Below are 21695 nucleotides of genomic sequence, written 5' to 3'. Positions count from 1 at the left end.
AACGGCACTGGTATGGCGGCATATGAAGAGCAGCACTTCTATTGGCTAGATCAAATTGACTCCGCTGACCGGGGGCTGGTTGGAGATGTCGCTTACGATTTGGCGATGCTGGCACGGCGAGGCTATGCCGTATGGCCCGGATTGGTGGTGTCTGCGTCGGTGTTTCAACAGTTTCTGCGCCAGGTCGATTGGTCTCAGCCGCTGTTTGCCGATTTGCCCGATTCGTCGCTTTATGTGGATGTGAATAATGCTCGACAGTTGCAGGCGATCGCCCAGCAGTTGCAGCAGGCGATTCGATCAACTCCGCTCGATGGCACATGGCTACAAGAGCTAGGTCAACTTGCCAGCACCTGGAACACGCCGAGCTTGATGCTGCGTCCCTCTGTTTCCCTCCAGGCTGCCCACACCCCGATGATGACGGGGCGCATTCGGGGGTTGCTTACGGCACACACATGCAATGCTGAATTGGAGGCGATCGCCCATGGTGTGCAGCAGATTTGGACCGAGCTGTTTCGGGCACGGAGTTTGTTCTATTGGCAGCGCTCGCGGATTCCGCTCAACACCATTCGCCTCGCTGTACTGATTCAGCCTATTCCTGAGGCGATCGCATCGGGCGCAGTTCACACCCATCCCACCCATACCGAAATTTGGGCGGCACCGCAGTCTAAGCTCGTTGCCTCAGGCAGCTTTTTGCCTCCTTTGGCCGCCTCAGACTTGCTCGCACCAGATTACTACTGGGTGGATGCAGCAACAGGCGAAGTTGAGATGACTCATGCTGGCCTGCCTGTATTGGCGTTTTCTGAATCGACCTCTTCTGAATTCGTTCCTCCTCTGTCCACTCCGCTCTGTGCTCCCGCATTGGCCTCTCAGCCGTCCATCAATAGAGAGTCTGATGTCCCTCACCCGATTCTCAGCGCCGATCAAATCCATACCCTAGAGCACACCGCACGCCGCATTGCCGATGATTTGGGTAGACCTGTGGAACTAGAGTGGTGCCTTTCCACGGGCCGCGACGGTTCAAACTTGATGTCCATCCTTCAAGTGACCCAGCGCCATCCTGCCACGCAGCCCCGCATGCCAGCTTTTTCCATAGCTCCCATACCCTCAGCGGAGCATGTTAGTTCATCTCGGCCGTTGTCCTCTGCAACGGTTTCGTCACAGGTGGGTGTGCTGACTGGGTTGGCGGCGGCTCCGGGACGACGGATTGGGCGGGTGCTAGTGGTCAATGGCTATGTGCCCAAAGGCACCACAATTGAGCAAATTTTGGTTGCTTCGAGTGTGTCGCCGCGATGGTTGCCTGAGTTGCAGCAGGCCAGAGGCTTTATTACCGAGCAGGGCGGCATGACCAGCCATGGGGCGATTGTGGCGCGGGAGTTGGGGATTCCGGCTGTGGTGGGTGTTGCCGATGCCACCCGACAGCTCAAAACGGGAGATGTGGTGTGTATTGATGGCGATCGCGGCGTGGTGATTCCAATGAGCGAAGCTGCCCTGCTGAGCCAAGATGCTTCGGTTGCGGCAGCCCCAGCTCCAGCAGCCTCACCAAGCGCCCCAATGATGCCCTATCGACCGTTGGCAACCCAACTGATGGTCAATGTCAGTCAGGTAGAGGCTCTGGCTCAGGTTGGGTCTGTTCCGATTAACGGCATTGGTTTGGTGCGATCTGAACATGTGCTGCTGGGGTTAACCCAGGGGCGATCGCTGTATGACTGGCAGTCACAGGCGCAGGCCTCCTACCAACTGGCAGAAGCGATTCAGAAATTGGCCAGGGCGATCGCTCCGTCTCCCTTGTTTTACCGATCGGCCGATGTGCGATCGCACGAGCGCTCTTTCCTGGATGGGACTGTGGCAGAACCCAATCCCATTTTGGGTTTGCATGGTACTCTGAGTTACCAAAGCGATCCCACCCTATTTGACCTAGAGCTAGAGGCTCTGCGACTAGCGCAGGACGCTGGCTGCACAAATGTACGCTTGCTCTTGCCCTTTGTGCGCACGGTGGAAGAGTTTCAATGGTGCGATCGCCGGATTCAACAATCGAATCTCAGGCACACCAGCGGTTTTCAGGTGTGGATTATGGCAGAGGTGCCATCCATTCTGTTTTTGCTGCCAGAGCTGGTCGCGGCGGGTGTTCAGGGCATTTCTATCGGCAGTAATGACTTGACGCAATTATTGCTGGCGATCGATCGCGATTCTCCACCAACGGGTGCCAACTATAGCGAAGCGCACCCTGCCGTTTTGCGGGCCATGCGCCAACTCATTCAAGCTGCTCATCAGGCCGAAATTCCTTGCGCTATCTGCGGCGAAGCACCCGTGCAGCACCCCTATATCATTGCTGACTTGGTGCGGTGGGGCATTTATTCCATTTCGGTGAGTCCAGCAGCAGCAGCGGCCACCTATCAAGCGATCGCCCAGGCAGAACAGGCACTGTTGCTTGAGGCTGCTCGCCAAACTAGCCGAGACGCGAGAGGGTAACTCTGTTCTCGCGCAGGGTTGCCGCAAGTCCACGAGATTCTGACGCTATTGGACTTAGGGCTCGCAGCACCCCCAACACCAAACACAGGTGAGTCCAGCCGCGTCTAAATATTTGTAGGACTTACCAATTGAATAATTTTGGGGGCGCTAAGCGCCCCCAAAATTATTCAATCCACTGGTCTTTCGGATGAAGTGCTTAAGCCTGATTCAATGAAAGGAGGACTGAAAGGCTGTGTCGAAAATGGGCACTGGAGCACGCTTAAAAATGCTGAAAGCCTCGGCTTAGGCTTAGCACCTCATCGGCAGATTCGCTTGTGCTGTCATGCAGTACCACGGTATCCCCCTCCACAATCGTGCCAACAATAGCCGACCCGGGAATGGCCTGTTGCAACACCTCGGCTCGATCGCGCGATAAGCACAGCACCAGCTCAAAATCTTCGCCTCCATACAGAGCCCATTCCATGGCTTGTTGGGGCGATCGCCACGCGGCCAGCCCATTAGGTAAGGGAATGTGCGATCGCTCTAGCACGGCCCCAACTCGGCTAGCCCGACATAGCTGTAGTACTGCATCCGCCAGTCCATCACTGCTGTCCATTCCAGCGATCGCCGCCGAATCTAGCCCCAGTAAGCGAATCACCTCAACCACGTCCAATCGAGGTACAGGTCTTTGGTGCGCCTGAATCAGGGCAGCACGCTCCTCTGCCAAGAGTTCGTGGCCTTGCTCAGGATGCAGCAAAAGCTCTAGCCCAGCCCGGGATGCCCCATGGGAACCCGACACCCACACCACATCGCCCAGTGTTGCCCCCGCTCGACGGATGGCCTGCGTGGGGATAACTTCTCCAAAAACGGCGATCGCCACCGTTAGCGTTGGCGATCGACAAACATCTCCCCCCACAATCGATGCACCAAACTGCTGCAAGCACTCAACCATTCCGGTGTACAGCTCGTCTACCCAGGCAATGGGCATGTCGGGGGGCAAGCTCAGCCCTACGGTAATGCCTAAGGGGACAGCTCCCATTGCCGCCAAGTCAGATAAATTTGCCGCTGCCGCTCGCCAGCCCACATCTGCGGGCGATGTTGTTTTTGTATCGGGCAGGGCTAGGCCAACACTAAAGTGAACCCCATCCACCAACACATCTTCGGATACGACGAGCGATCGCCCTGGCGAAATGGTCAATAGTGCGGCATCATCGCCAATCACATCAGCCGGACAAAACCGCATGAGGCGTTCCAGCACTCCCTGTTCTCCAACCTCCCGCACTCGTCTCAGATCCTGCTCACTCGGTTTGGGATTGGGAGAGTTGTGAGCAGTTTCAGCAGCCGACATATTGCAATCTAATTATTTCATTGGGTATGGCACTGGGAACCCACACCGCCGCTGAGTCACGCGACGGTACATCATGGGCAAACCCCAAGCACACTCTACCCTACAGGCTTCAAGATGGCTATCTGGGGCGATCGCTATTTTGAGTCTGGCTTCTAGTTAGGAAATAATGCTGTTTCTAGACACAATTAACGTAGCAAGTAGACCAGGTCGAAAAAAAACTCAGATGCACTGGTTAAACCAACCTCCATGCATCTGAGCTTTCTAAAGGGAGTTTTATCAAGACCTAAGCGCGATCGCTTGAGTAATCTGGCAAGGGTTAGATTAGACCAGGGCCTTTGCTACGCTTGTCTTCTGTTTCTGTTAGTTTGCCAGTCTCATCATTGTCATTGATAGCAGCTAACTCTTCACGGCGAGCTTCGTCTTCAGCTGCCTCTTTCTCTTGCATATCGCCGGGGGTTTCGTAATACATTTCTGGCTCGATCGCGAAGTTGTTTACCAAGCCTTCGTTATCGACGGTATAGCCAGCGGTGGTATCCAGATCGCTCTGATCTAGCTTGTTCTCGCCTTTAGCTTCGCCTTTGGCTGTGTGCTTGTATTCTTCGCCCTCACGCTCCATACGGGCAGCTGTTTCAGCGGGAATAATGCCGCGATCGTAGTTGTCGCGTTGCACATCATCCCGTTCAACACCGCTGCTGGTTTCGTAGTTTTCCTTGGGCATATTGTTGTAGTTACTGCGTTCGTTAGCCATGAAATTTCTCCTTCCAAACATTTAAAGATAGGCGCAAGAATGAGCCAGATTCTTTCCATTACCAGCAGCCTTACGCTAAAAGCATCCATGGCTACAAACCTGGAATCGCATCTCTTCTAACCGACTCATTGATGGTCAAATAATGGTCAAACTACTTATCGATATCAGGCACAATATCTGGCCGCTCTTTATCTTCCCAACCGGGTGGACGCTTGGAGTTGTACCAGGCAATAGAACCCAATGTTGCGGCTGCAATAAAGCCAAGCCCCAAGGCAATTGTTAGTGCGCTGGATGCACCACTTTGAGTTGCATCAACAGCTGGCTCAACTAATAGAATCGGATTCAAAACCATAACATCACCTTTCTCAAGTTGACTCAAATCTAATCATGCAAAACTCGTTTGTCTCGTTCGCATGGATTTGAATCATTTGTGTAGGCTTATCTTATGGGTTGGCAGTCTAGGATCACATCTCTCACAGGTAATAGACGGCCATCAAATAAAAATACTTACTTCGGCATAGAACTCTTTAACGATGGGCATTTTGGGCGATCGCCCTGGCTCGATTTCCTCAAGATAAAGCATCAATTTAGCTCGTGATTTTCGCTGGGATTTTTTACCGGGGATCACGGCTTTTATCCAGGTCAAGAGCAAAACCCTACAGGATGGTGCTAGATTCTCGACTAACGGCTAAACGCAGCAACGACAAGCCAAGAATAATGAGAAAGAGAACCAATCCAATCGTGCAGGCATAGCTAATTTCTAAATCTTGGAAGGCTTGTTCATACACGTAGTACACAATTGTTTTAGAGCTATTGCGAGGTCCGCCCTGCGTCATCACATAAATTTCTTCGAAAACTTTAGTGGCCGAAATTGCAGAAATTACGGCTACTAAGAAGAGATAGGGCCGCATCAAGGGAATCGTAATATCCCAATGCTTTTGCAACCCGTCAGAACCATCGATCGCGGCTGCTTCATACAGATCTGCTGGAATTGACTGGAGACCTGCTAAATAAATCACCATGTAATAACCCAGCCCTTTCCAAATGGTGACAGCCATGACGCTAAACAGAGCCAGACGAGGGCTCGTTAACCACGGAACCCCCTCTGCCGAAATTCCCAAACCGATGATGAACTGATTGAGCAGGCCGTTTTCGGCGTAAAGCCAGCGCCACGCAATCCCCGCCACCACCATGGAAATAACAACCGGCGTGTAGTACGCCGCGCGAAACCAGGAAATGGCCGGTAGCGCACGGTTGACTAAGATGGCGAGCAATAGCGGGGCCAGTACCAAGATGGGGACTACGCCAACCAGATACAGCAAGGTGTTTCTTAATGTTTGCCAGAAGACGCGATCGCCCAAGAGGGTTTGAAAATTTTCGAAGCCAACCCAACGCGGTGGCTGCGTAATGTCGTACTCATACTCGGTGAAGCTGAGCAGAAACGCCTGCACCGCTGGATAAAACACCGTCAGCCCCAGAATGATAAGTGCCGGAGCCAGAAAAAGATAAGGCGTTAAGCGCTGAAGCAACTGCGATGACCGATGAGGATGTTCCAAAACCATGGAAGTCTCGCGTCTGAATAAAACACGCCTTTCATTATCAAGGCCAAGACTTCCGCAAGTCCACTAAATCTGAGGATGCCTACAGTGGGGGCTTTGTACCATCGCACAGCACAGGGGTCGGTCAACGTTTTTGCAATTGTTAGGCAGCTGGGGCGATCGCCCCATTTCTGCTGCCCTGCGTCCGTCACGCCAGTTTCGGTTTTGAGCTTGTCTAAGTACCTCGAAACCATTAAAAACCAGACCCCAAAACTCTGTACCGCTCGCACTGCGAGCGGTACAGAGTTTTGGGGTTTTTATGTTTAATCATGGATGCCTACTTAAAACAAATGTTCCGTAAATTTGCTTGAGTCTGCACTCAAAGTTTATGAAAAAAATATCTAACTTGAGCTGGTTGCAATCAGATCGTGTATAGTACACTTGTACTTAAAGTACGAAAGTACTAAAAATGCGCATTCAACCTCGCCATAGCCGAAGCCGAGCCGTTTCGATGGTTCACCCAACATCATTGGCTTCCCACCATTTCCAGCCTCCCGATCTCCCCATTCGTCGTCGTAGCCGCAGAGCCAAGGCTGGCTGGGTGCAACAGTGGCTCAATCCACCTGCACAGTTTTGGCCTGCTGTGGCAGAGGCGATCGCCTGGATGATCTGTTGTTTTGTGCTGCGACTTGGTGCAGATTGGTTGCTTGCGATCGCTCCAACGCTGTGGATTCCAGTCGCGCTGGGGTTGGTTTCTCCAGCGATTCTAGCGATTGGCCTATCGGCTTGGGTTCCCAAGCTTAGCTTGGTGCTGGGTTATCGCTTGCTATTAACCGCCATGGGCTTATTTCTAGGAGGAAAACTATGAGTGTGATTCTTGGCGCAGCGTGGCTGCTCATTGTTCTGTCGTGCTTGGTGTTGTCGTCGGGAGGAAGCCGTGATGAAGCGCCGTAATCCTGCAAGGTCGTTCCGCAAACCCGCGAAAAAAACCTCCAGTGCCAAATATTTTTTGGTGGGAGGTTCAATGTTGGCTCTCGTTGGCCTGATGTCCGATTTTCAAAATGGGCTACAGTCGCGCAAAGTGAGCGACGTGTGCCAGGAAGTGATTCAATCCCAGGCGGTGCTATCGCGAGACCAACTGGCGCGGCTGCTGGCGATTCCAGAGCGCGATCGAAAAGAAAATGTACGCGCCATTATGAGTGAGCCATACTGCCAATTGCCCAGTGTGGAAGTTCGGCAAGGCGTTGTTGCAGAGCGAGAGGCGTATCCCCTCGCGTTTGATCCGCAAACCTGGTTTGTGGTGCTGTATGAGGGCGAGGAGTATGCCGGTTACTCATTTGTGTTTAAGCATTAAGCAAATTGCCCGCTGGAGTGTCGTTGGGGCGATCGCCAGTTTGGTGATTGGGTGCACTCACGTCAGCACCGACCTTCCATCTCGTCGCTTACAGGTTCAGCAAACGTGGCAACTGCAACCGGGGCAGCAGGTGGCAGGCCACCGGATTGAGGGCGGTATTGGCGATGTCTCGGTAGCGTTACAGGGGCGCTCTGTTTTTGCACCATTTGCTGGTAAAACCCAGCGAATTCAACATCCCAATTGCATTGCTTTTTCAAGCCCTGAGCTGCCAGCTTACGTGCTGCGGTTGTGTGGACTCCGTCGACCCAAGCTTGGGTCTGTTGCACAGGGCGAGGCAATTGGCCAGGGGCGATCGCTTCAGTTTGCTACGTTGCGCAAGCAGCCCGATGGCACTTGGGCATTTGTAGAACCCTCGGTTCGTCTTCTTGAACAACTCTTGAGCCAACCATGAATTCCAGCGCTTTCAAAACTACGTGTACGGTGGCCTTGTTGTCGGTTGGCTCCGTTGCCTGGCTGGTGGCTCCAGCCCACGCGACCGAGGCGATCGCCCTGAGCTTTGACCTGGAAGGATCGGCTTCTCCCCCTGACTTGCCAGATGCAGGATCAAATGCACAACCAGATGTAGGAATTGGGACCACACCGACGCTAACGGTTCCATCTGCTTCGCCACAAATCCAGCCATTGATCATTCCCAATGCGGCGATCGCTGCTCCGGTTGGGCATGCTGCGTCTGCAATGGAATTGCCTCCTCCCCCTCCAGCACCAACTCCCTTGGCCCCAGCGGGATCTGTCGCCAGTTCAGAGCCCAGCCTCCAGGTTACGAATGAGCTTGTTACGGATGAGCTTGCTCGAAATGAGTCTGTTACGGATGAGTTTGGTACGGATGAGTCTGCCATCGCCGCAGCGCCATCACTGAACCGACTGAACGACGGCACTCTTTCATTTGAGCTAGATGTTCCCCGCAGTGCTCAACTGGCGATCGCCCCAACTCCCAATGTTCCTGTATCAACCGCTGCCAATTCCCCTTCACTTAACCCACTGTTTGAAGGTGCATCACATTCACTCGTGGCGATCGCCGTTGGCCATGCCGAAGGGACGCGCACTGCCACAGGCGAAAAGACAAGTGCCTATAACGGACATACCGATCCTGGCAATGGGGTGTGGAACATGGGCACCTTTTCCTATCAACATGGGGCTGCCACACCCGAAGATGCCGATGCCAAACAGCTTCAACGCTTAAAGCGACAAGCCCATGAACTGACTCAAATGGCGAGCGAACGGGGGCTGACCCTCACCCTCGAAGAAACCCTAAACGGTATCGATTTAGCAAATCAGTCTCCTCGGGCTGCTCTTAGCCGGGGTGGCTACATCGATCGCCTCAGCGAGGCCAAGGCTATGGGGCTTCACGGTACTGAAGCCGTGCTATGGGCTCGCACCCGCTCCTACTTAGATCCCGATACTCAGCAGTGGAATGCTCCAGGGCTAGGCAATACCGTTGAGCGCATCACTGCCGACCAAGACCGACGCATTCGGGCGATCGCCCGTGCGCTCCAGTCACAAGCCTCTGCAGCACAACCAAAGCTCTCTACCGATGCCAGTCTAAGTACATCAGCCGTTTTTAAGCTTGACCTTGCCCCATCCTGGTAACTTTGGTTACTCAGTAATTTTCCGGAAACTAGTATCGTTTGTTTGAAGTTCTTTTTTATGACATTAGCCATGCATGAACCTCTACGGTGAATCGTGGTTATCTCATTATCGGGAGCTACGTGAAGCACGACAGCTAAGGTTCAGTTTCCTTATTAAGGACAACAAGCCACGCCACCATTGGCTCGGCTATTTCTAAAGACATACCACTATCATGTCTGGCCTATTCCTTTTGAAGGATTGTTAAATTAATCACACAAAGGATTTGATTTTTTTGAGAATTTACGGGAAACTACGGAAGGTTCGATACAATACACATGTTTAAGTCCGATTTGATTTGAATTTATTGTCTAGTTTTGTAATCACGTTTTTACGCTTCAATGAATTTTTTGGGGAACAGATTTCAGAGTTCGCAACGAATTGCTCTAATCGTTAAATTTTAGGGAACTTTTTCGGCTGCATGAATGTCTCTGGATTGGCCCCTCCGTATATTCCCTGATTGATTCCTCTCCGGCTAGAACGTTGTTACCAGTTACTCAGCAAAGCTACGGTTCGCCTCGCTCGTTGAGCAGGCTCTTGAACCAAACAAGCAATTGCTTTCAAGCGTGAATCTGCCGCGATAGATTCACTTACTGTGCCTTCACGAAGCTAGTAAAGATAGACAAAATGCATCCGTTTAACCAATTTTCAGGGTCACAACCATACTGCCTGCAACCTGTCAGCAATCGAAGTAGTCAGACTGCTCTGTCACACTGGTTTCATACCATTCCCCCCGAGCGTTTGGGGCTAAATGGTGAATACGATCACGATGGCTTGGCGAAGCGCGTTGCGATCGCGTTTCGTAAATCTTTGGCAGCACACATTGTCAGCACCATTTCGGTCTCGCAACGGGGAGCGGTCGTCGTCCTGCGCGGCGGTGTACCCAACTCAGAAACGCTGCAACTGTTGGTTGATGTCGCGATGCAGGTTGAAGGGGCATCTGGTGTAGAGATCAACGGCGTAACGTATTTTTCACCCATGGATCTTCGCTTTGCAACTCAGCGACGAGTGCGATCGCTGGCGTGCTAATCCCACTCTGTCGCCGATGAACTGCTGTATGTTCAGCAACAGCAGCTAGCGATAGTTGGTAAACTGGAGCGCTACGGGATATTCTTCTTGCTTCAAGCGTTGAATGACAGTTTGCAGGTCATCTTTGGACTTGGCAGATACCCGCACTGCATCTCCTTGAATCGAGGCTTGCACTTTCTTAAACTCATCGCGAATGAGCTTGGAAATTTGCTTACCCAGCTCCGCAGAAATGCCACGCTTGAGCTTAATTTCCTGGCGCACTCGGTTGCCACTTGCTGATTCGATCTTGCCAAATTCAAAAATTTTCAGCGACAAATTTCGTTTTGCCGCTTTGGTTTGCAAAACAGTGTGAATTGCATCGAGGGTGAACTCGCTGTCTGTATTCACAACAATGTTGTCAGCCCCTAATTCTACAGTTGTTTTTGTATCTTTCAAGTCGTATCGCGCTTGAATTTCGCGATTGCATTGATCGAGCGCGTTCACGAGCTCTTGGCGATCAAAATCGCTCACGATGTCAAAAGAGAAGCTGGCCATAGGTCTACATGTAAGATGAATCGACGAATATCTCAAATTACAGAGTACACCGCTCTTGGCAGAGTCGCCGTTGGACTTAATTGCGTAAGGTTGCCATGAAACTGAGTGCCATGAGCGTGGCTGTAGAGAGTGAGCCAACCCCAAACATGAGCGATCGCCCGATAGGAATATTCAAAATATAAAAAACGGAATAGAGCAGTCGGGCAATGACATGGGCGATCGCAGCGCGGGCAGCCCAAGGGCTATCTACCTCAGTGACATAAGCCATCAGAGCAGCAGCGGCGAACAATACAAATGCTTCAAACGAATTTTGATGAGCCCAGGTTGCCCGTTTTGCAAAACTAGGCAGCTTGTCAAGTACAGCACGAGGCTGGGCGATCGCCTCCATCCCAATTTGCACCCGGCCATATGCCACCACCAAAAACGGCACATAGATCAGCAGCGCTGCCACAATTACACTACCAAGCAACAAAGCCTGCATTGATATTTGCTGCACAACCCCAATGTCCTTCTGTTCGTGTATTGTTTCGCAAACCAATCCATATTGCCATGCTCAGCCTGGATAGAACTCAAGCAGTCTATTCAGGCTGAGCATGGCAACCCATCCCTGTAATGGCTAAATAATCTCAGCCTAGCGCTGCATTTTCTCAATGAACAGGCCAGTGCCAAAGAGCGATCGCACCTGGCAGCTCAACACGGAATTCACATAGGGACGCGTATTAGACTGAGCCGTATTGAAACGTAGCCTAGTCAAAATAGAACAGGGTGACAATCTTACGCTGATCCTCTGCATCTTGGCAGGTTTTCAGCAGCGTATGGCTATCGTGAAAGGCAAAGCAAATCAGCTGCTGGCAGCGAGACACAATCTCCTGATTGCACAGTGCACTTGCCTCAGCCAAAGACATGTGGTCATTTGCCGGGTTCTCTACCAGATGCATGACCTCTTCCAGTTGGTCACGCGACTCGCGCGGTTGCCGAGATAGGCTTTGTGGCAAAATCACCGTCAATAAATTGGGGTCTGCTCGCATTGCACCCCGAATTGCTGCTGAGTTCGTACCAGTTGCACCAGAGGTCAACAAACGGTTGCCACCTAGCACAAGGGCATAACTCATTTCTTCGATTAGCAGCTGATGAGTAATAGGAACATGGCGCGACCCCAGCAAGGCAATCCGCTTAGAACCGGTTTGCTGGATAGTGGCCAATTCTTGTAGAAAATCATCTACTCTGGGCAGATCAACCGACTGACTCAAAGGTGACCTAACTGTTGGCTAAACGACCCAGCTATTCTATCAGGTGTTGTGAGCTTCACGGATCACTGACATTTGGTTTTCTTTCACAATCGCCATTCATCGTGCGCAAAAAAGTCAACGTATCTTCAGGAGAATAGACGGTTGGCGCTTCACTTCCAGCCGGGGAGGTAATGGGTGGCATCAACATGGTCATTTCGTCATCATCTTGCAAGGGGGCTGTTGGATCCTCTTGCAAGGTTTCTGCGGTTTTCGCAGTTCCATTGACCAGCGCTGCCATCTCGGGGGGGAGGTTGCACAATTGCTGCACTTCGCTGCACACGAAAAATACAAAAGTCAAGCTTCCCAAACGCACGCGATCGCCATCCTTGAGTAATCGAGGTTGACGAATTGGTTCCCCGTTTACAAACGACCCGTTGCGGCTACCAATATCCACCAAATAAAAGCCTTGGTTTTCATAACGAATCGCAGCGTGCCGACGCGAAAGCCGCTGATCTTGCACAGGCAACACCGCCTGACGAGCATCCCGTCCAATCGTCCACATGTATTGAGGTTGAGTAAGAGCCCGAGTCGTTCCACCCAGCAAATTCGTCATTAGATAAACTTGGCGACCGATCGCTATCCCTTGAACGTAGGGTAGCGAAACTCCAGCTAAGTCTTTACAGCTAATGTTTTCTAGAGACAGAATTTCATCCAGTAAGCCTCGGTTGTGCTCGTATAGACGTAGAAAAACCCGATACAATCCGAGCTGCTGTTGCAACTCGGCATTGGTTGCATTGTCTAGCGATTTAGAAGAGTAGGCAGACAGAGCATTCAAGTTCAACATATTAACTCGGGTTAGAACGGATTAGAGTGACGAAAGCTGGGAATGAACAGGTTTATGTTTAATGGCTACTGAAAGGAAATCGGTGAGCGATCACAGGTAGTTGAACATTTAGAAGAAATGACTGATGACACGCTGAACAAAAAACACACTGTGGATTGAGGCGCTGTTATATCCACTGCATTGCTCCGATTCAGTGGATTGGATACGCATTTGGGATTTCTCTCGAATAAGGCTCGAATAAGGTTGAAATGAACGAGCATGAGGCTGGTCGTGAGTACAGTTCCATGCCTATGATTCCCAAGTAGAGAACAGCACACCTTTGGGAAGCGTCGGGGCAATCACTGCAAATCACCGCAAGCGTAGATTTACAAACGGATCGCTGAAACACACCTTAAATCCATCCATTAGTACTAGGTTAAAAGCTCTATAGGGGATTCATAACCGAGGAATCACGGCATATCCGTATCGCTGGGAGGTGGAATTGCTAGGAGGATTCCCAATCTTTCGGTTTTTACTCAGAAACCAATCCATTTTTCTTACACTGGCGCTAAGGGTTTTTCAGGTAGCTGAATGATAACTGACTTGTAGCAGCTCGCTCTAGCGCGAGTTGTCGTCATGTCTTCTCCGCTAAATGGCGGAATTTATCAGTTTGAATTGGTGTGTTTTCTTAAGAGAAAGAGGGCGATTTAACAACTAAGTGAACAGCCGTCATGAAACATACGTGAAGCATAAAATCCTAAAACTCTGTGCCACCCGCTGTGCGGGTTCAGGCTGGTTTTTTATGGTGGCGAGGGATTGATCTCGGACTAGTGAATTGAGGAAGATTTGGTGTTGTGGGAGTTCGAAATAGGTGTGAGCGTTAAGCTTTGAACCCAGCAATTCTTATAGAGATTGTTGCTGCAAAACAAGCTGCAAAAACAAAGAGCCTCTGCAATAGCAAAGGCTCTTTGGGTGGCTACCCTATGCGTTATAGATAGGAGTCGTGATAAGCCTCCAGGTTTGGGGTCTGGTTCTACCTGTTGTTCCATCAAACTGTCCTTTTAGTGATAGTGAACGGTGAAAGTTGACTGCGATCGCTCACAACTTAGAGGAGGGCACAGAATTTGAGGATGGGGCTTTTGACACCGTCTTCTTCTGCAGATTGGGATCTGAGGGTTCTTGGACGGTCAGGTGTTGTTTTTTACGGCGATTTTTGGGGTCTGTCTCTAGGCTAGATTGACCCAGGCTGATGCCGTAGGTAAATAAGGAAAGCATAAAAAGTGTTTAGGAATGGATTTTCTCCTCTTCTAGCGTATCAACCCCCGCATTCAACGACGACACCTAACTGGGTGAATCTACGGTTTCTAAAGTAGGGTAATGAATTGTGAATCTAGTTAACTTCCGGTTAAGGTGCCTCAACGTTTTTGCATAAACTAACGGTGGGGTTATGAATTGCCCCAACGACGAGAGCGATCGCGCGCATGGAGGCGAGAGGTGTGAACCAACGCGAATGAGATGCTGAGTTACCGCAGGCTCCCCAAGGAATGCAGCTATCGTTTGCGGGCTGAGCCGTGGTGCGATCGCAGACTGTAACTTTAATTTAAGAAAACTGTAAGGGGTAAATTCAACACTTAACTAAACATTTTTGCGAAACACAAAGTATTGTTCATGTTTTAAAGAACAGGGAATTCTAGGAATAGCAGCCAAATTTGGAATTGGCCTGCATGGGTAACTACACATAACCCCTCAACCTCTCGACTATCCAGATGTTGCCGACGCACTTGTTTTTTTCTAAAAACCTTGCCTTGCCGAGCCTTGATAAACTTTATGTCTGCCAACACCTATCCTGTTACTGTGGCACCTGCATCTACCAATAAATCTACCTCTGGCGATCTTGTCTCTCATTTAGATGCCATTATTGGAGCGGCAATCTTTGACCTGAGCGGCTTGCCTCAAGATTATTTCACCACATCCAAAAGTAGCGATATTAGTTGGGTGCAAACTATTTTTCAAGCATTGGGGCTGCAATCGTTGCTGGTCTCTTCTCTGCGGCTTGAAGGGTTTCGCCTAGCGGTCATTCACGGCAAAGATTGTCATGCAGTTGTGATACGACAACGGGTGCGATATGTTGCCCTATTGCTTGAGCAGTCAAATTTGAATTACAGGTCGGATAACTTTATTCAGTGGCTTCACGAATTTGAACCGGAAACGCTACAAAGTGGAGATCAGTTTGAGTCGGCCTAGGTTGATAGGTTTAGCAATGGCTTCAATGCTTAAAGGCGATCGCGCTCTGTGTGGAGTGCGATCGCCTTTGAGGTTGGAAATGAATTTTGTGAAATCGGCTGTTTAATTGTCGTCTTGTGCCCGATCTTTTGTTTCGGGAGACGAATTGTAGAGGGCATCAAGCCGTTCGCGTGCATCATCCACCGAAATCGACTTCATGACTAAGTAAGGTTCATTAATGACTTGGCCTTGCTCATCCAGCAGTTCGGGATGGGGAATAGACTTACCGCTAGAGCGGCTAGGGCTTTGGCCACCTCTGGCCGAGGCGCGCTGCGATTCCCCGCCTAGCATCATGAGGTTGCGGATTAAATTGGAGATGGCCAAAAAGGCTAGAACGGTGAACGCGCAGATATACAACAATTGCAGCATCTTAATTTAATCCTCTGAACGGTCTGCCTATTCCAACAATGGCTGGACGGTGAATGTGCTTCGAAACTCGACCGACTTCAATTCAAATCGTGAATGATATCCCAACCGATTTCCATACCGTTTTGTTTAATTTCATTCTCTCAGAATTCTTAGGTTTCAGCATCCCAATTCGGGTGACTCGTGCCTACTCCGTTCGAGAGAGAGATGGGCGATCGCTGCGTCTAAATCCAACGCGTTGGTGAACTGGACGACGAACTCGGCTAAATTGGCCGATTGAGCCGATAGCGAACTGCAACATGCCAGCACTCCGTCACAAGGTGATGCCACGGCACCAATACCGACGGTTGCACTCCCACTTGACAGTCCGTTGCCTTAAACAGGGCTTGAGCGGCTGCCACCTCTTTTTGCGCCTGCTTGACCCGCTTTAACAGATCAATTTGCTGCTCCTGCGCTAAAAAATCAATGTCGTGATTTTCGAGCAATGAGCGCGATCGCCCAAACCAATACTGAAAATCTTCCAACAAAGGCTCCAAGAGCGTCTTGAGCAACTCTGGCTCTGGCAGGTTGGGGTTAAACATAGAGATGAAAAGTGATTGATATCATACTCGTTAATATTAACGTGATTTACGAATCGTTACATTTTTTGATGTGTTAATGCGCTTCTTTCCTCGGCTCGGCAAAACGTTGATCTGTCTTGGTTTGGCGTCGGTACAGCCCGCCTTCATGGCGGCGGTTCTCAGCGATAAATTCATAAACCGATACAAACTTTCGGTTTTGCCCCTTAGCTTGACCCGGAAATTGATAGGGCAAAGGGTCGCTGAGTTGGGTTCAACCCTTGTGCATCCCCGGGGAATGGCCAGATGCTTGATGCAGCGCGATCGCCCCAATCTGAGAAATCGCCCCAATCTGAGAAATTGCCCCAGCTGCACTCTGGCTAAAAAACTGACCGAAATCTGGCCGCAACTGTGGCCAAAAAAACGGGCCGAAATCTGGCCGCAAATCTCGCAGGATGGAGCCGAATTTCACAACGTAAGATAGAAGAGAAGTCTATGCTTGCTCAAGTTCACCCCAGCACGGTTTAATCAATAACGCCGCTGGCTAGTTTCTTACGGTTTTTAACTTTCATTTGTGATCCCATGCCGAACGACGCATCGCCCTCTGTAGAACAACCTCAAAAAATTTCGCTTCCCAAAACCAGCGAGTCAGAGCGTCTCAAGCAAATTCGCCACACGACCTCGCACGTGATGGCCATGGCCGTACAAAAATTATTTCCCAAAGCCCAGGTCACCATTGGCCCCTGGATTGAAAACGGCTTCTACTACGATTTTGATGCTCCTGAGCCTTTTACCGAGAAAGATTTGAAGGCCATTAAAAAGGAGATGATCAAAATCATCAATCGCAAGCTGCCCGTCATTCGAGAAGAGGTCAGCCGGGAGGAAGCCGAGCGCCGCATCAAAGCACTGGGCGAACCCTACAAGCTCGAAATTTTGCAAGACCTGAAGGAACCCATCACGCTGTATCACCTGGGCGATCAGTGGTGGGATTTGTGTGCTGGCCCCCACTTGGAAAGCACCGCTGAGCTGAATCCCAATGCGATTGAATTGGAAACCGTGGCCGGAGCCTACTGGCGCGGCGATGAAACCAAGGCTCAACTTCAGCGCATTTACGGCACCGCATGGGAAACACCCGAACAACTGACCGAGTACAAGCGCCGGAAGGAAGAAGCGCTGCGTCGCGACCACCGCAAGCTGGGTCGGGAACTGGGTCTATTTCTGTTCTCTGATATTGTGGGGCCGGGGTTGCCGCTGTGGACTCCCAAGGGCACAGTGCTGCGCTCCACGCTAGAGGATTTTTTGAAGCAGGAGCAAGTGAAGCGAGGCTACTTACCTGTGGTGACGCCCCACATTGCGCGGGTAGATCTGTTCAAGGTTTCTGGCCACTGGCAGAACTATAAGGAAGACATGTTCCCCATGATGGCGGAAGATGATGCCGCGCGCTTGGCGGAACAGGGCTTTGCTATGAAGCCGATGAACTGCCCCTTCCACATTCAGATCTATAAGAATGAGTTGCGCTCCTATCGGGACTTGCCGATGCGATTGGCGGAGTTTGGTACGGTGTACCGCTACGAGCAGTCGGGTGAGCTGGGTGGATTGACTCGGGTGCGCGGTTTTACCGTGGATGACTCGCACCTGTTTGTGACGCCGGATCAGCTGGAAGATGAGTTCATGAATGTGGTGGACTTAATCCTCTCCGTATTCAAGAGCTTACAGCTCAAGAATTTTAAGGCGCGGCTCAGCTTCCGTGACCCTGCTTCCGATAAGTACATTGGCTCGGATGATGCCTGGAACAAGGCGGAAAGCGCTATTCAAAAAGCGGCTGATACGCTGGGAATGGATTACTTTTTGGGAATTGGCGAGGCGGCTTTTTATGGGCCAAAGCTGGACTTTATTTTCCAGGATGCGCTGGAGCGGGAGTGGCAGCTGGGTACGGTGCAGGTGGACTATAACCTGCCGGAACGGTTTGAGCTGGAGTATGTGGCGGAAGATGGTTCGCGCCAGCGTCCGGTGATGATTCACCGGGCTCCGTTTGGTTCGCTGGAGCGGCTGGTGGGCATTTTGATTGAGGAGTATGCAGGTGATTTTCCGCTGTGGCTGGCTCCGGTGCAGGTGCGCTTGCTGTCGGTGACGGAGGAGTTTTTGCCCTTTGCCAAGGATGTGGCGACGCAGATGCGATCGCTCGGGGTTCGGGCTGAGGTGGATACCAGCGGCGAACGGTTGGGCAAGATGATTCGCAATGCGGAGAAGGACAAGATTCCCGTGATGGGTGTGATTGGTGCGAAGGAAGTGGAGGGCAATGCCCTTAGCATTCGCACTCGTGCCTCGGGTGAGTTGGGGGCGATCGCCGTTCCCGAAGTGCTGGAGCGGTTGAAGAGTGCGATCGCCAACTACAGCACCTTCTAAGCAACGTTGGGGTGAGGGCTGAAACTACTCACTCCAATAACCAACCAAATACAGACCCAACGCTGAGGCTGAGGCCAGTGGCAAAGGCAGGAACCGGAAGTGGTTGATCGAACAGATCAAATGCTTCCGGTTGTTGTTTGGGCAGGTACACAAACACGGTTTGCTCATCAGGGTCGATTAGCCAACCCATTTGAGTGCCGTGGTTCAAGCAATGCAAAATATTTTTGGTGACTTTGGTTTGGCTTTGGTCAGGTGACAAAATTTCAATTGTCCAGTCGGGCGCGATCGCAAATGTATTGGCAATTTCGCCGTTTTGGTCGCGAGGAATCCGTTGCCATGCGAACACCGACACATCGGGAACGATGGAGCGATCGCCAAAGGTACACCGCAACTCCGAAAACGCTCGTGCAATTTTTTGAGCCTTCAGCACAGTATTAACAGTTGTAGAAAACTCAGTTCGAACGGTGCTGTGCTTTCCCTGCGACATTAGCTTTTCTCACTTTTCTGAGTCAGGTTCGATCGCATCATTGCTAGGTGGATGCCAACCACCTTGAATCCAGAAGTGACGTGCTCTCACGATTGCATTATCGTTATGAGCTTGGTCATTTAAGTCGAGACGATCGCAGGTTGCCCGACCAATGGTCGTTTTTCCGCGAATTAGCAAACCGCCCTGTTCCCAAGCAAAATGCTCGTTCCACACATCCAACCGTGGGTTAAATAACAAAACTATCGATTGAGATTCTGGATCGGTTCCCTCAGTAAAGTTATAGCGATAGCTATTGCATCGTTGACAAGCCAACGCCAAATTTTCAAATGTATCCGGCCCACCGAGCGATCGCGGTTGGATATGGTCAATTTCAAACCGAGCGGCACTTGCTTCTTCAGAGGAATGACAGTACTCACACAAATAATTTGCTCGCTCTCGAACCTTTTGGCGCAGCTCTTTTGAAATTGCGATGTCTATGCAGATTCAGCAATGATTTTCGCGTTGAGCAGGGTAAAAATACGATCAAGTTCCAAAATTCCTGCCAACTCTACAGCTTCTCCTGGCGACAAATTTGACTCTCGTTTCTTTTCATTTAAACCTTCTAGCCGCTCCTGCAAATCATCACTGAATTTGAATAAGAAGAAGTCCCGAACAGGTTTCAATTGAATTCCAGCATCAATAAATGATGAGGGCTGAATCATTAGCTGTGCATCCATAACTATCCTTGAACCCTACTTCTATAAGTTCTCCGGTAACTGGACGTGGTTACCTCAATGATAAAGCGATCGCCAAAGGCACACTGCAATTCGTGGAGTTGAAGCGAAAAGGGAGTGTGAGCGATGGCACTAACGACCAAGCTCACCGGACGCAGACACCCTTTGCAACTCAACCAACCAACTTTCGGCGTTCCGGTGCAGCGATTGGTTATGCCTCTGATTGCTCAGATGGCAATTGTGACTGAATAAAGCTGTGTCCACGATCAAACCGTGGAATCATTCTACAATTGAGCTGTCTAAGTTCATCAATGATGTCAGGACTATCAAAGTCTTTGGAGTTTCGATTTAAGAAGCAAGCCTGTTCTGGTAAATCTTGTCGTAAATGATCAATAACTGATGCATATACAAGGGCATCTTGCGGTGTTAAGTCGTAAGTAGTTTCATAAGAGGCTGCTTCGCTCAATGTATTGGCATTGAGCGCAACAATTTCTCCAACTTTAAGGAGCTGATCGCGACATTGAACAAACCGATGCCTTTCTTCCTCGTTACTCTGAATCATCAAGCTAGCAATATCCTGAATGCTCTTGATACGACTTGCATAAGGGGCTGTACGTAAAAGCTGCCGCAACTCAGCATCTAACGACTGTTGGAGTTCTCGACGACTTCGTGCTTGGCGGCTCAGTTTTTCATGAGGTTCAGCAAGGCTATAAGCTGGAATGATGAGCTTTGCTTTTCCTGCTTCACACAGTTGCAAAATCTGTTCACAACTTGAACACTGCTCTTGCTCAAAGGTTAGTTCTAGAACAAAGTTTGTCTCAACATAGATATTCACGCAGCCGCCTCATGCTCAAGCTTTCCTCCCACTAAGGCAGAATAAAGTCCTGACTCAATTAACCATTGTTGAGAAGCATCAATGTCCTCAGGCAATTGATTTGAATGAATTATTTCTCCAAGCCAAGATGCAACTATGAGTTCTAGACTAGCTCCACTGATTTGGTCAGCAACTACTCCTGCCCTCTCAAAGTAGGGTTGAAGAATTGGGAATGCATCGATAGTGTAGGTAGGTTGGCTCTGATCCTGATGAGCTTGACTATTAGACCATAGGTAAAATTTATCTGGAAAAACCATCAAAAAATACGGAGCTTTTGGAAAAGTTCCGTGTGCAAGGATATTTCGACGTAGCTTTGCTGCCCACTCCGGCGATACATTGGTTTTGCGCTTGACCTCAACGACAAGAGTCAATTGACCGCTACGATTATCAACTGACAAGTCCCAACGAGAATCAGGTCTCATAACCATAATTTAGATTCGCCTCCGAAATTGTAATGCCAACTTCCAGCCAATGGATTTTCAGGTGCGTCCTTACCAAGGCCTAAGAGGCATAACTATTAATAGACGGAAATTTTCTGCCTAACATCCCAATTTGGGGTAGATAGGCAGAATAATTCGGTATAACACCCTAAGTTCACTACTTATGCCGAATCATTCTGCATAATACACCGCTCATTCTGAATCGCTAGAATCTTTCCGCATATTTTTATGTGTTGTGGAGTCAATTGGATGGCTTGGCTGTAAAGATCACGAAATGATAACAAAACGCCGAGGGGTGCTTGTGCTCCCTCGGCGTTTCGGTTTATCTTTGGCGATACCGGAATTCGTTCCGGTGATTTGACTAAAAGACGAGCTTAAGGTGAGGACGCTAGTTAGGAGTGTTAGCAGCACTGCCTAACCAGCTAACCTAACCCTCTGGGGTAAGCAGAGGGCTAGGCTGGATCGATTATCGTTTCACCTCGCTAATGCTGACAAGTGGTTAGGAAGCCACGCCTTAAGCTTTTTCTTCATCGACACATCTATTGCATTAGCGAGGAACAGAATATGACATCGGAATTTAACGACCTGTTGCCCACGCAGCAGGCCGAAAAGCCGCAGATTTGGATTATTGGTACACGAGAGCAAGTCGTTCACATTATGAACGAGCTGGTTGTAAAACAAGTGGTGCACGACCGAGTGAAGTTCACCCCAATTATTCCCGCACCGTTTGCCAGTGGCAAAGTGATGACCGTGCTGGTGCGATAGCGGGATTGTGCTGCTAAAAAGGGCGATCGCGCGATCGCCCGCAAGCCATATTCCGCCAAGAAAATTTAGC

25 protein-coding genes are annotated in these 21695 nt (G+C 50.2%); 9 read left to right on the top strand and 16 right to left on the bottom strand.

The genetic code is table 11. The features are described from left to right. The first annotated feature begins 12 nt into the window (after positions 1 to 12). Positions 13 to 2469 (top strand): putative PEP-binding protein, encoded by a 2457-nt coding sequence (locus ACQ4M4_RS18885; protein ID WP_430686006.1) that lies wholly within the window; start codon positions 13 to 15, stop codon positions 2467 to 2469. A gap of 259 nt (positions 2470 to 2728) precedes the next feature. Here the strand turns inward: ACQ4M4_RS18885 and thiL are convergent, their stop codons facing one another. The 4 genes from thiL to ACQ4M4_RS18865 form a co-directional block, all read right to left on the bottom strand. After that, a complete protein-coding gene (gene thiL / locus ACQ4M4_RS18880; RefSeq protein WP_430686005.1) occupies positions 2729 to 3796 on the bottom strand; it encodes a thiamine-phosphate kinase in 1068 nt (355 codons plus the stop codon). 316 nt (positions 3797 to 4112) lie between these two features. Next, positions 4113 to 4544 (bottom strand): hypothetical protein, encoded by a 432-nt coding sequence (locus ACQ4M4_RS18875; RefSeq protein ID WP_430686004.1) that lies wholly within the window; start codon positions 4542 to 4544, stop codon positions 4113 to 4115. 151 nt (positions 4545 to 4695) lie between these two features. Beyond that, positions 4696 to 4896, bottom strand: coding sequence for a photosystem II assembly protein Psb35 (gene psb35, locus ACQ4M4_RS18870; RefSeq protein ID WP_430686003.1), 201 nt, complete (start codon positions 4894 to 4896; stop codon positions 4696 to 4698). Positions 4897 to 5200: 304 nt separating this feature from the next. Next, complete coding sequence (locus tag ACQ4M4_RS18865; RefSeq protein WP_430686002.1) at positions 5201 to 6106, bottom strand: carbohydrate ABC transporter permease; 906 nt, start codon at positions 6104 to 6106, stop codon at positions 5201 to 5203. A gap of 445 nt (positions 6107 to 6551) precedes the next feature. On the opposite strand from ACQ4M4_RS18865, the gene ACQ4M4_RS18860 reads away from it, so the two are divergent. From ACQ4M4_RS18860 to ACQ4M4_RS18840, 5 genes are all read left to right on the top strand, one after another. Further along, complete coding sequence (locus tag ACQ4M4_RS18860; protein WP_430686001.1) at positions 6552 to 6950, top strand: hypothetical protein; 399 nt, start codon at positions 6552 to 6554, stop codon at positions 6948 to 6950. Between the two features lie 177 nt (positions 6951 to 7127). Then, positions 7128 to 7436, top strand: coding sequence for a hypothetical protein (locus ACQ4M4_RS18855; RefSeq protein ID WP_430686000.1), 309 nt, complete (start codon positions 7128 to 7130; stop codon positions 7434 to 7436). After that, complete coding sequence (locus tag ACQ4M4_RS18850; RefSeq protein ID WP_430685999.1) at positions 7405 to 7887, top strand: hypothetical protein; 483 nt, start codon at positions 7405 to 7407, stop codon at positions 7885 to 7887. Before ACQ4M4_RS18855 ends, ACQ4M4_RS18850 begins: the two co-directional genes overlap by 32 nt. Further along, on the top strand, positions 7884 to 9083 hold the full coding sequence (locus tag ACQ4M4_RS18845) for a hypothetical protein (RefSeq protein ID WP_430685998.1): 1200 nt from the start codon (positions 7884 to 7886) through the stop codon (positions 9081 to 9083). Before ACQ4M4_RS18850 ends, ACQ4M4_RS18845 begins: the two co-directional genes overlap by 4 nt. 810 nt (positions 9084 to 9893) lie before the next feature. Next, positions 9894 to 10148 carry a hypothetical protein gene (locus tag ACQ4M4_RS18840; protein WP_430685997.1) on the top strand — a complete coding sequence of 85 codons (255 nt, stop codon included), beginning with the start codon at positions 9894 to 9896 and terminating at the stop codon, positions 10146 to 10148. Positions 10149 to 10193: 45 nt separating this feature from the next. Here the strand turns inward: ACQ4M4_RS18840 and ACQ4M4_RS18835 are convergent, their stop codons facing one another. The 5 genes from ACQ4M4_RS18835 to ACQ4M4_RS18815 all read right to left on the bottom strand — a co-directional run bounded on the left by ACQ4M4_RS18835 (position 10194) and on the right by ACQ4M4_RS18815 (position 12755). Continuing rightward, on the bottom strand, positions 10194 to 10682 hold the full coding sequence (locus tag ACQ4M4_RS18835) for a YajQ family cyclic di-GMP-binding protein (RefSeq protein ID WP_430685996.1): 489 nt from the start codon (positions 10680 to 10682) through the stop codon (positions 10194 to 10196). Positions 10683 to 10758: 76 nt separating this feature from the next. Then, complete coding sequence (locus ACQ4M4_RS18830; protein WP_430685995.1) at positions 10759 to 11178, bottom strand: MAPEG family protein; 420 nt, start codon at positions 11176 to 11178, stop codon at positions 10759 to 10761. A gap of 135 nt (positions 11179 to 11313) precedes the next feature. Further along, positions 11314 to 11436, bottom strand: a complete 123-nt coding sequence (locus ACQ4M4_RS18825; protein WP_430685994.1) for a hypothetical protein — start codon at positions 11434 to 11436, stop codon at positions 11314 to 11316. Then, positions 11429 to 11932 carry a DNA recombination-mediator protein A gene (locus ACQ4M4_RS18820; protein ID WP_430685993.1) on the bottom strand — a complete coding sequence of 168 codons (504 nt, stop codon included), beginning with the start codon at positions 11930 to 11932 and terminating at the stop codon, positions 11429 to 11431. The genes ACQ4M4_RS18825 and ACQ4M4_RS18820 overlap by 8 nt, the downstream gene beginning before the upstream one ends. Before the next feature lie 55 nt (positions 11933 to 11987). Then, entirely contained in the window at positions 11988 to 12755 is a 768-nt protein-coding gene (locus tag ACQ4M4_RS18815; RefSeq protein ID WP_430685992.1) for an FHA domain-containing protein, read from the bottom strand. Positions 12756 to 14561: 1806 nt separating this feature from the next. Between ACQ4M4_RS18815 and ACQ4M4_RS18810 the strand changes: the two genes are divergently transcribed. Next, positions 14562 to 14978: a hypothetical protein gene (locus ACQ4M4_RS18810; RefSeq protein WP_430685991.1), complete on the top strand. Its 417-nt coding sequence runs from the start codon at positions 14562 to 14564 to the stop codon at positions 14976 to 14978. Positions 14979 to 15080: 102 nt separating this feature from the next. Here the strand turns inward: ACQ4M4_RS18810 and ACQ4M4_RS18805 are convergent, their stop codons facing one another. Continuing rightward, entirely contained in the window at positions 15081 to 15386 is a 306-nt protein-coding gene (locus ACQ4M4_RS18805; protein WP_430685990.1) for a DUF2973 domain-containing protein, read from the bottom strand. A gap of 260 nt (positions 15387 to 15646) precedes the next feature. After that, positions 15647 to 15964, bottom strand: coding sequence for a DUF2605 domain-containing protein (locus ACQ4M4_RS18800; RefSeq protein WP_430685989.1), 318 nt, complete (start codon positions 15962 to 15964; stop codon positions 15647 to 15649). 558 nt (positions 15965 to 16522) lie between these two features. Here ACQ4M4_RS18800 and thrS point away from each other — a divergent pair. After that, the gene (gene thrS / locus ACQ4M4_RS18795; protein WP_430685988.1) at positions 16523 to 18346 is read left to right on the top strand and encodes a threonine--tRNA ligase; all 1824 of its coding nucleotides are present in this window, start codon (positions 16523 to 16525) and stop codon (positions 18344 to 18346) included. A 28-nt stretch (positions 18347 to 18374) separates the two neighbouring features. On the opposite strand, the gene ACQ4M4_RS18790 is transcribed toward thrS, so the two are convergent. The 5 genes from ACQ4M4_RS18790 to ACQ4M4_RS18770 form a co-directional block, all read right to left on the bottom strand. Next, positions 18375 to 18833, bottom strand: coding sequence for a Uma2 family endonuclease (locus ACQ4M4_RS18790; protein WP_430685987.1), 459 nt, complete (start codon positions 18831 to 18833; stop codon positions 18375 to 18377). Positions 18834 to 18842: 9 nt separating this feature from the next. Then, the gene (locus ACQ4M4_RS18785; protein WP_430685986.1) at positions 18843 to 19253 is read right to left on the bottom strand and encodes an HNH endonuclease; all 411 of its coding nucleotides are present in this window, start codon (positions 19251 to 19253) and stop codon (positions 18843 to 18845) included. A 53-nt stretch (positions 19254 to 19306) separates the two neighbouring features. Next, positions 19307 to 19549 carry a hypothetical protein gene (locus ACQ4M4_RS18780; RefSeq protein ID WP_430685985.1) on the bottom strand — a complete coding sequence of 81 codons (243 nt, stop codon included), beginning with the start codon at positions 19547 to 19549 and terminating at the stop codon, positions 19307 to 19309. Positions 19550 to 19757: 208 nt separating this feature from the next. Then, positions 19758 to 20381 (bottom strand): PIN domain-containing protein, encoded by a 624-nt coding sequence (locus tag ACQ4M4_RS18775; RefSeq protein ID WP_430685984.1) that lies wholly within the window; start codon positions 20379 to 20381, stop codon positions 19758 to 19760. Beyond that, positions 20378 to 20842: a hypothetical protein gene (locus ACQ4M4_RS18770; protein ID WP_430685983.1), complete on the bottom strand. Its 465-nt coding sequence runs from the start codon at positions 20840 to 20842 to the stop codon at positions 20378 to 20380. The genes ACQ4M4_RS18775 and ACQ4M4_RS18770 overlap by 4 nt, the downstream gene beginning before the upstream one ends. Before the next feature lie 582 nt (positions 20843 to 21424). Here ACQ4M4_RS18770 and ACQ4M4_RS18765 point away from each other — a divergent pair. After that, positions 21425 to 21625, top strand: a complete 201-nt coding sequence (locus ACQ4M4_RS18765; protein ID WP_430685982.1) for a hypothetical protein — start codon at positions 21425 to 21427, stop codon at positions 21623 to 21625. Positions 21626 to 21695: the final 70 nt, after the last annotated feature.

The sequence above is a fragment of the Leptolyngbya sp. AN02str genome (assembly GCF_050565595.1).
Classification (GTDB): domain Bacteria; phylum Cyanobacteriota; class Cyanobacteriia; order Elainellales; family Elainellaceae; genus Kaiparowitsia.
The sequence above is the reverse complement of the archived record's forward strand: the minus strand, read 5'-3'. Positions and strand labels throughout refer to the sequence as shown.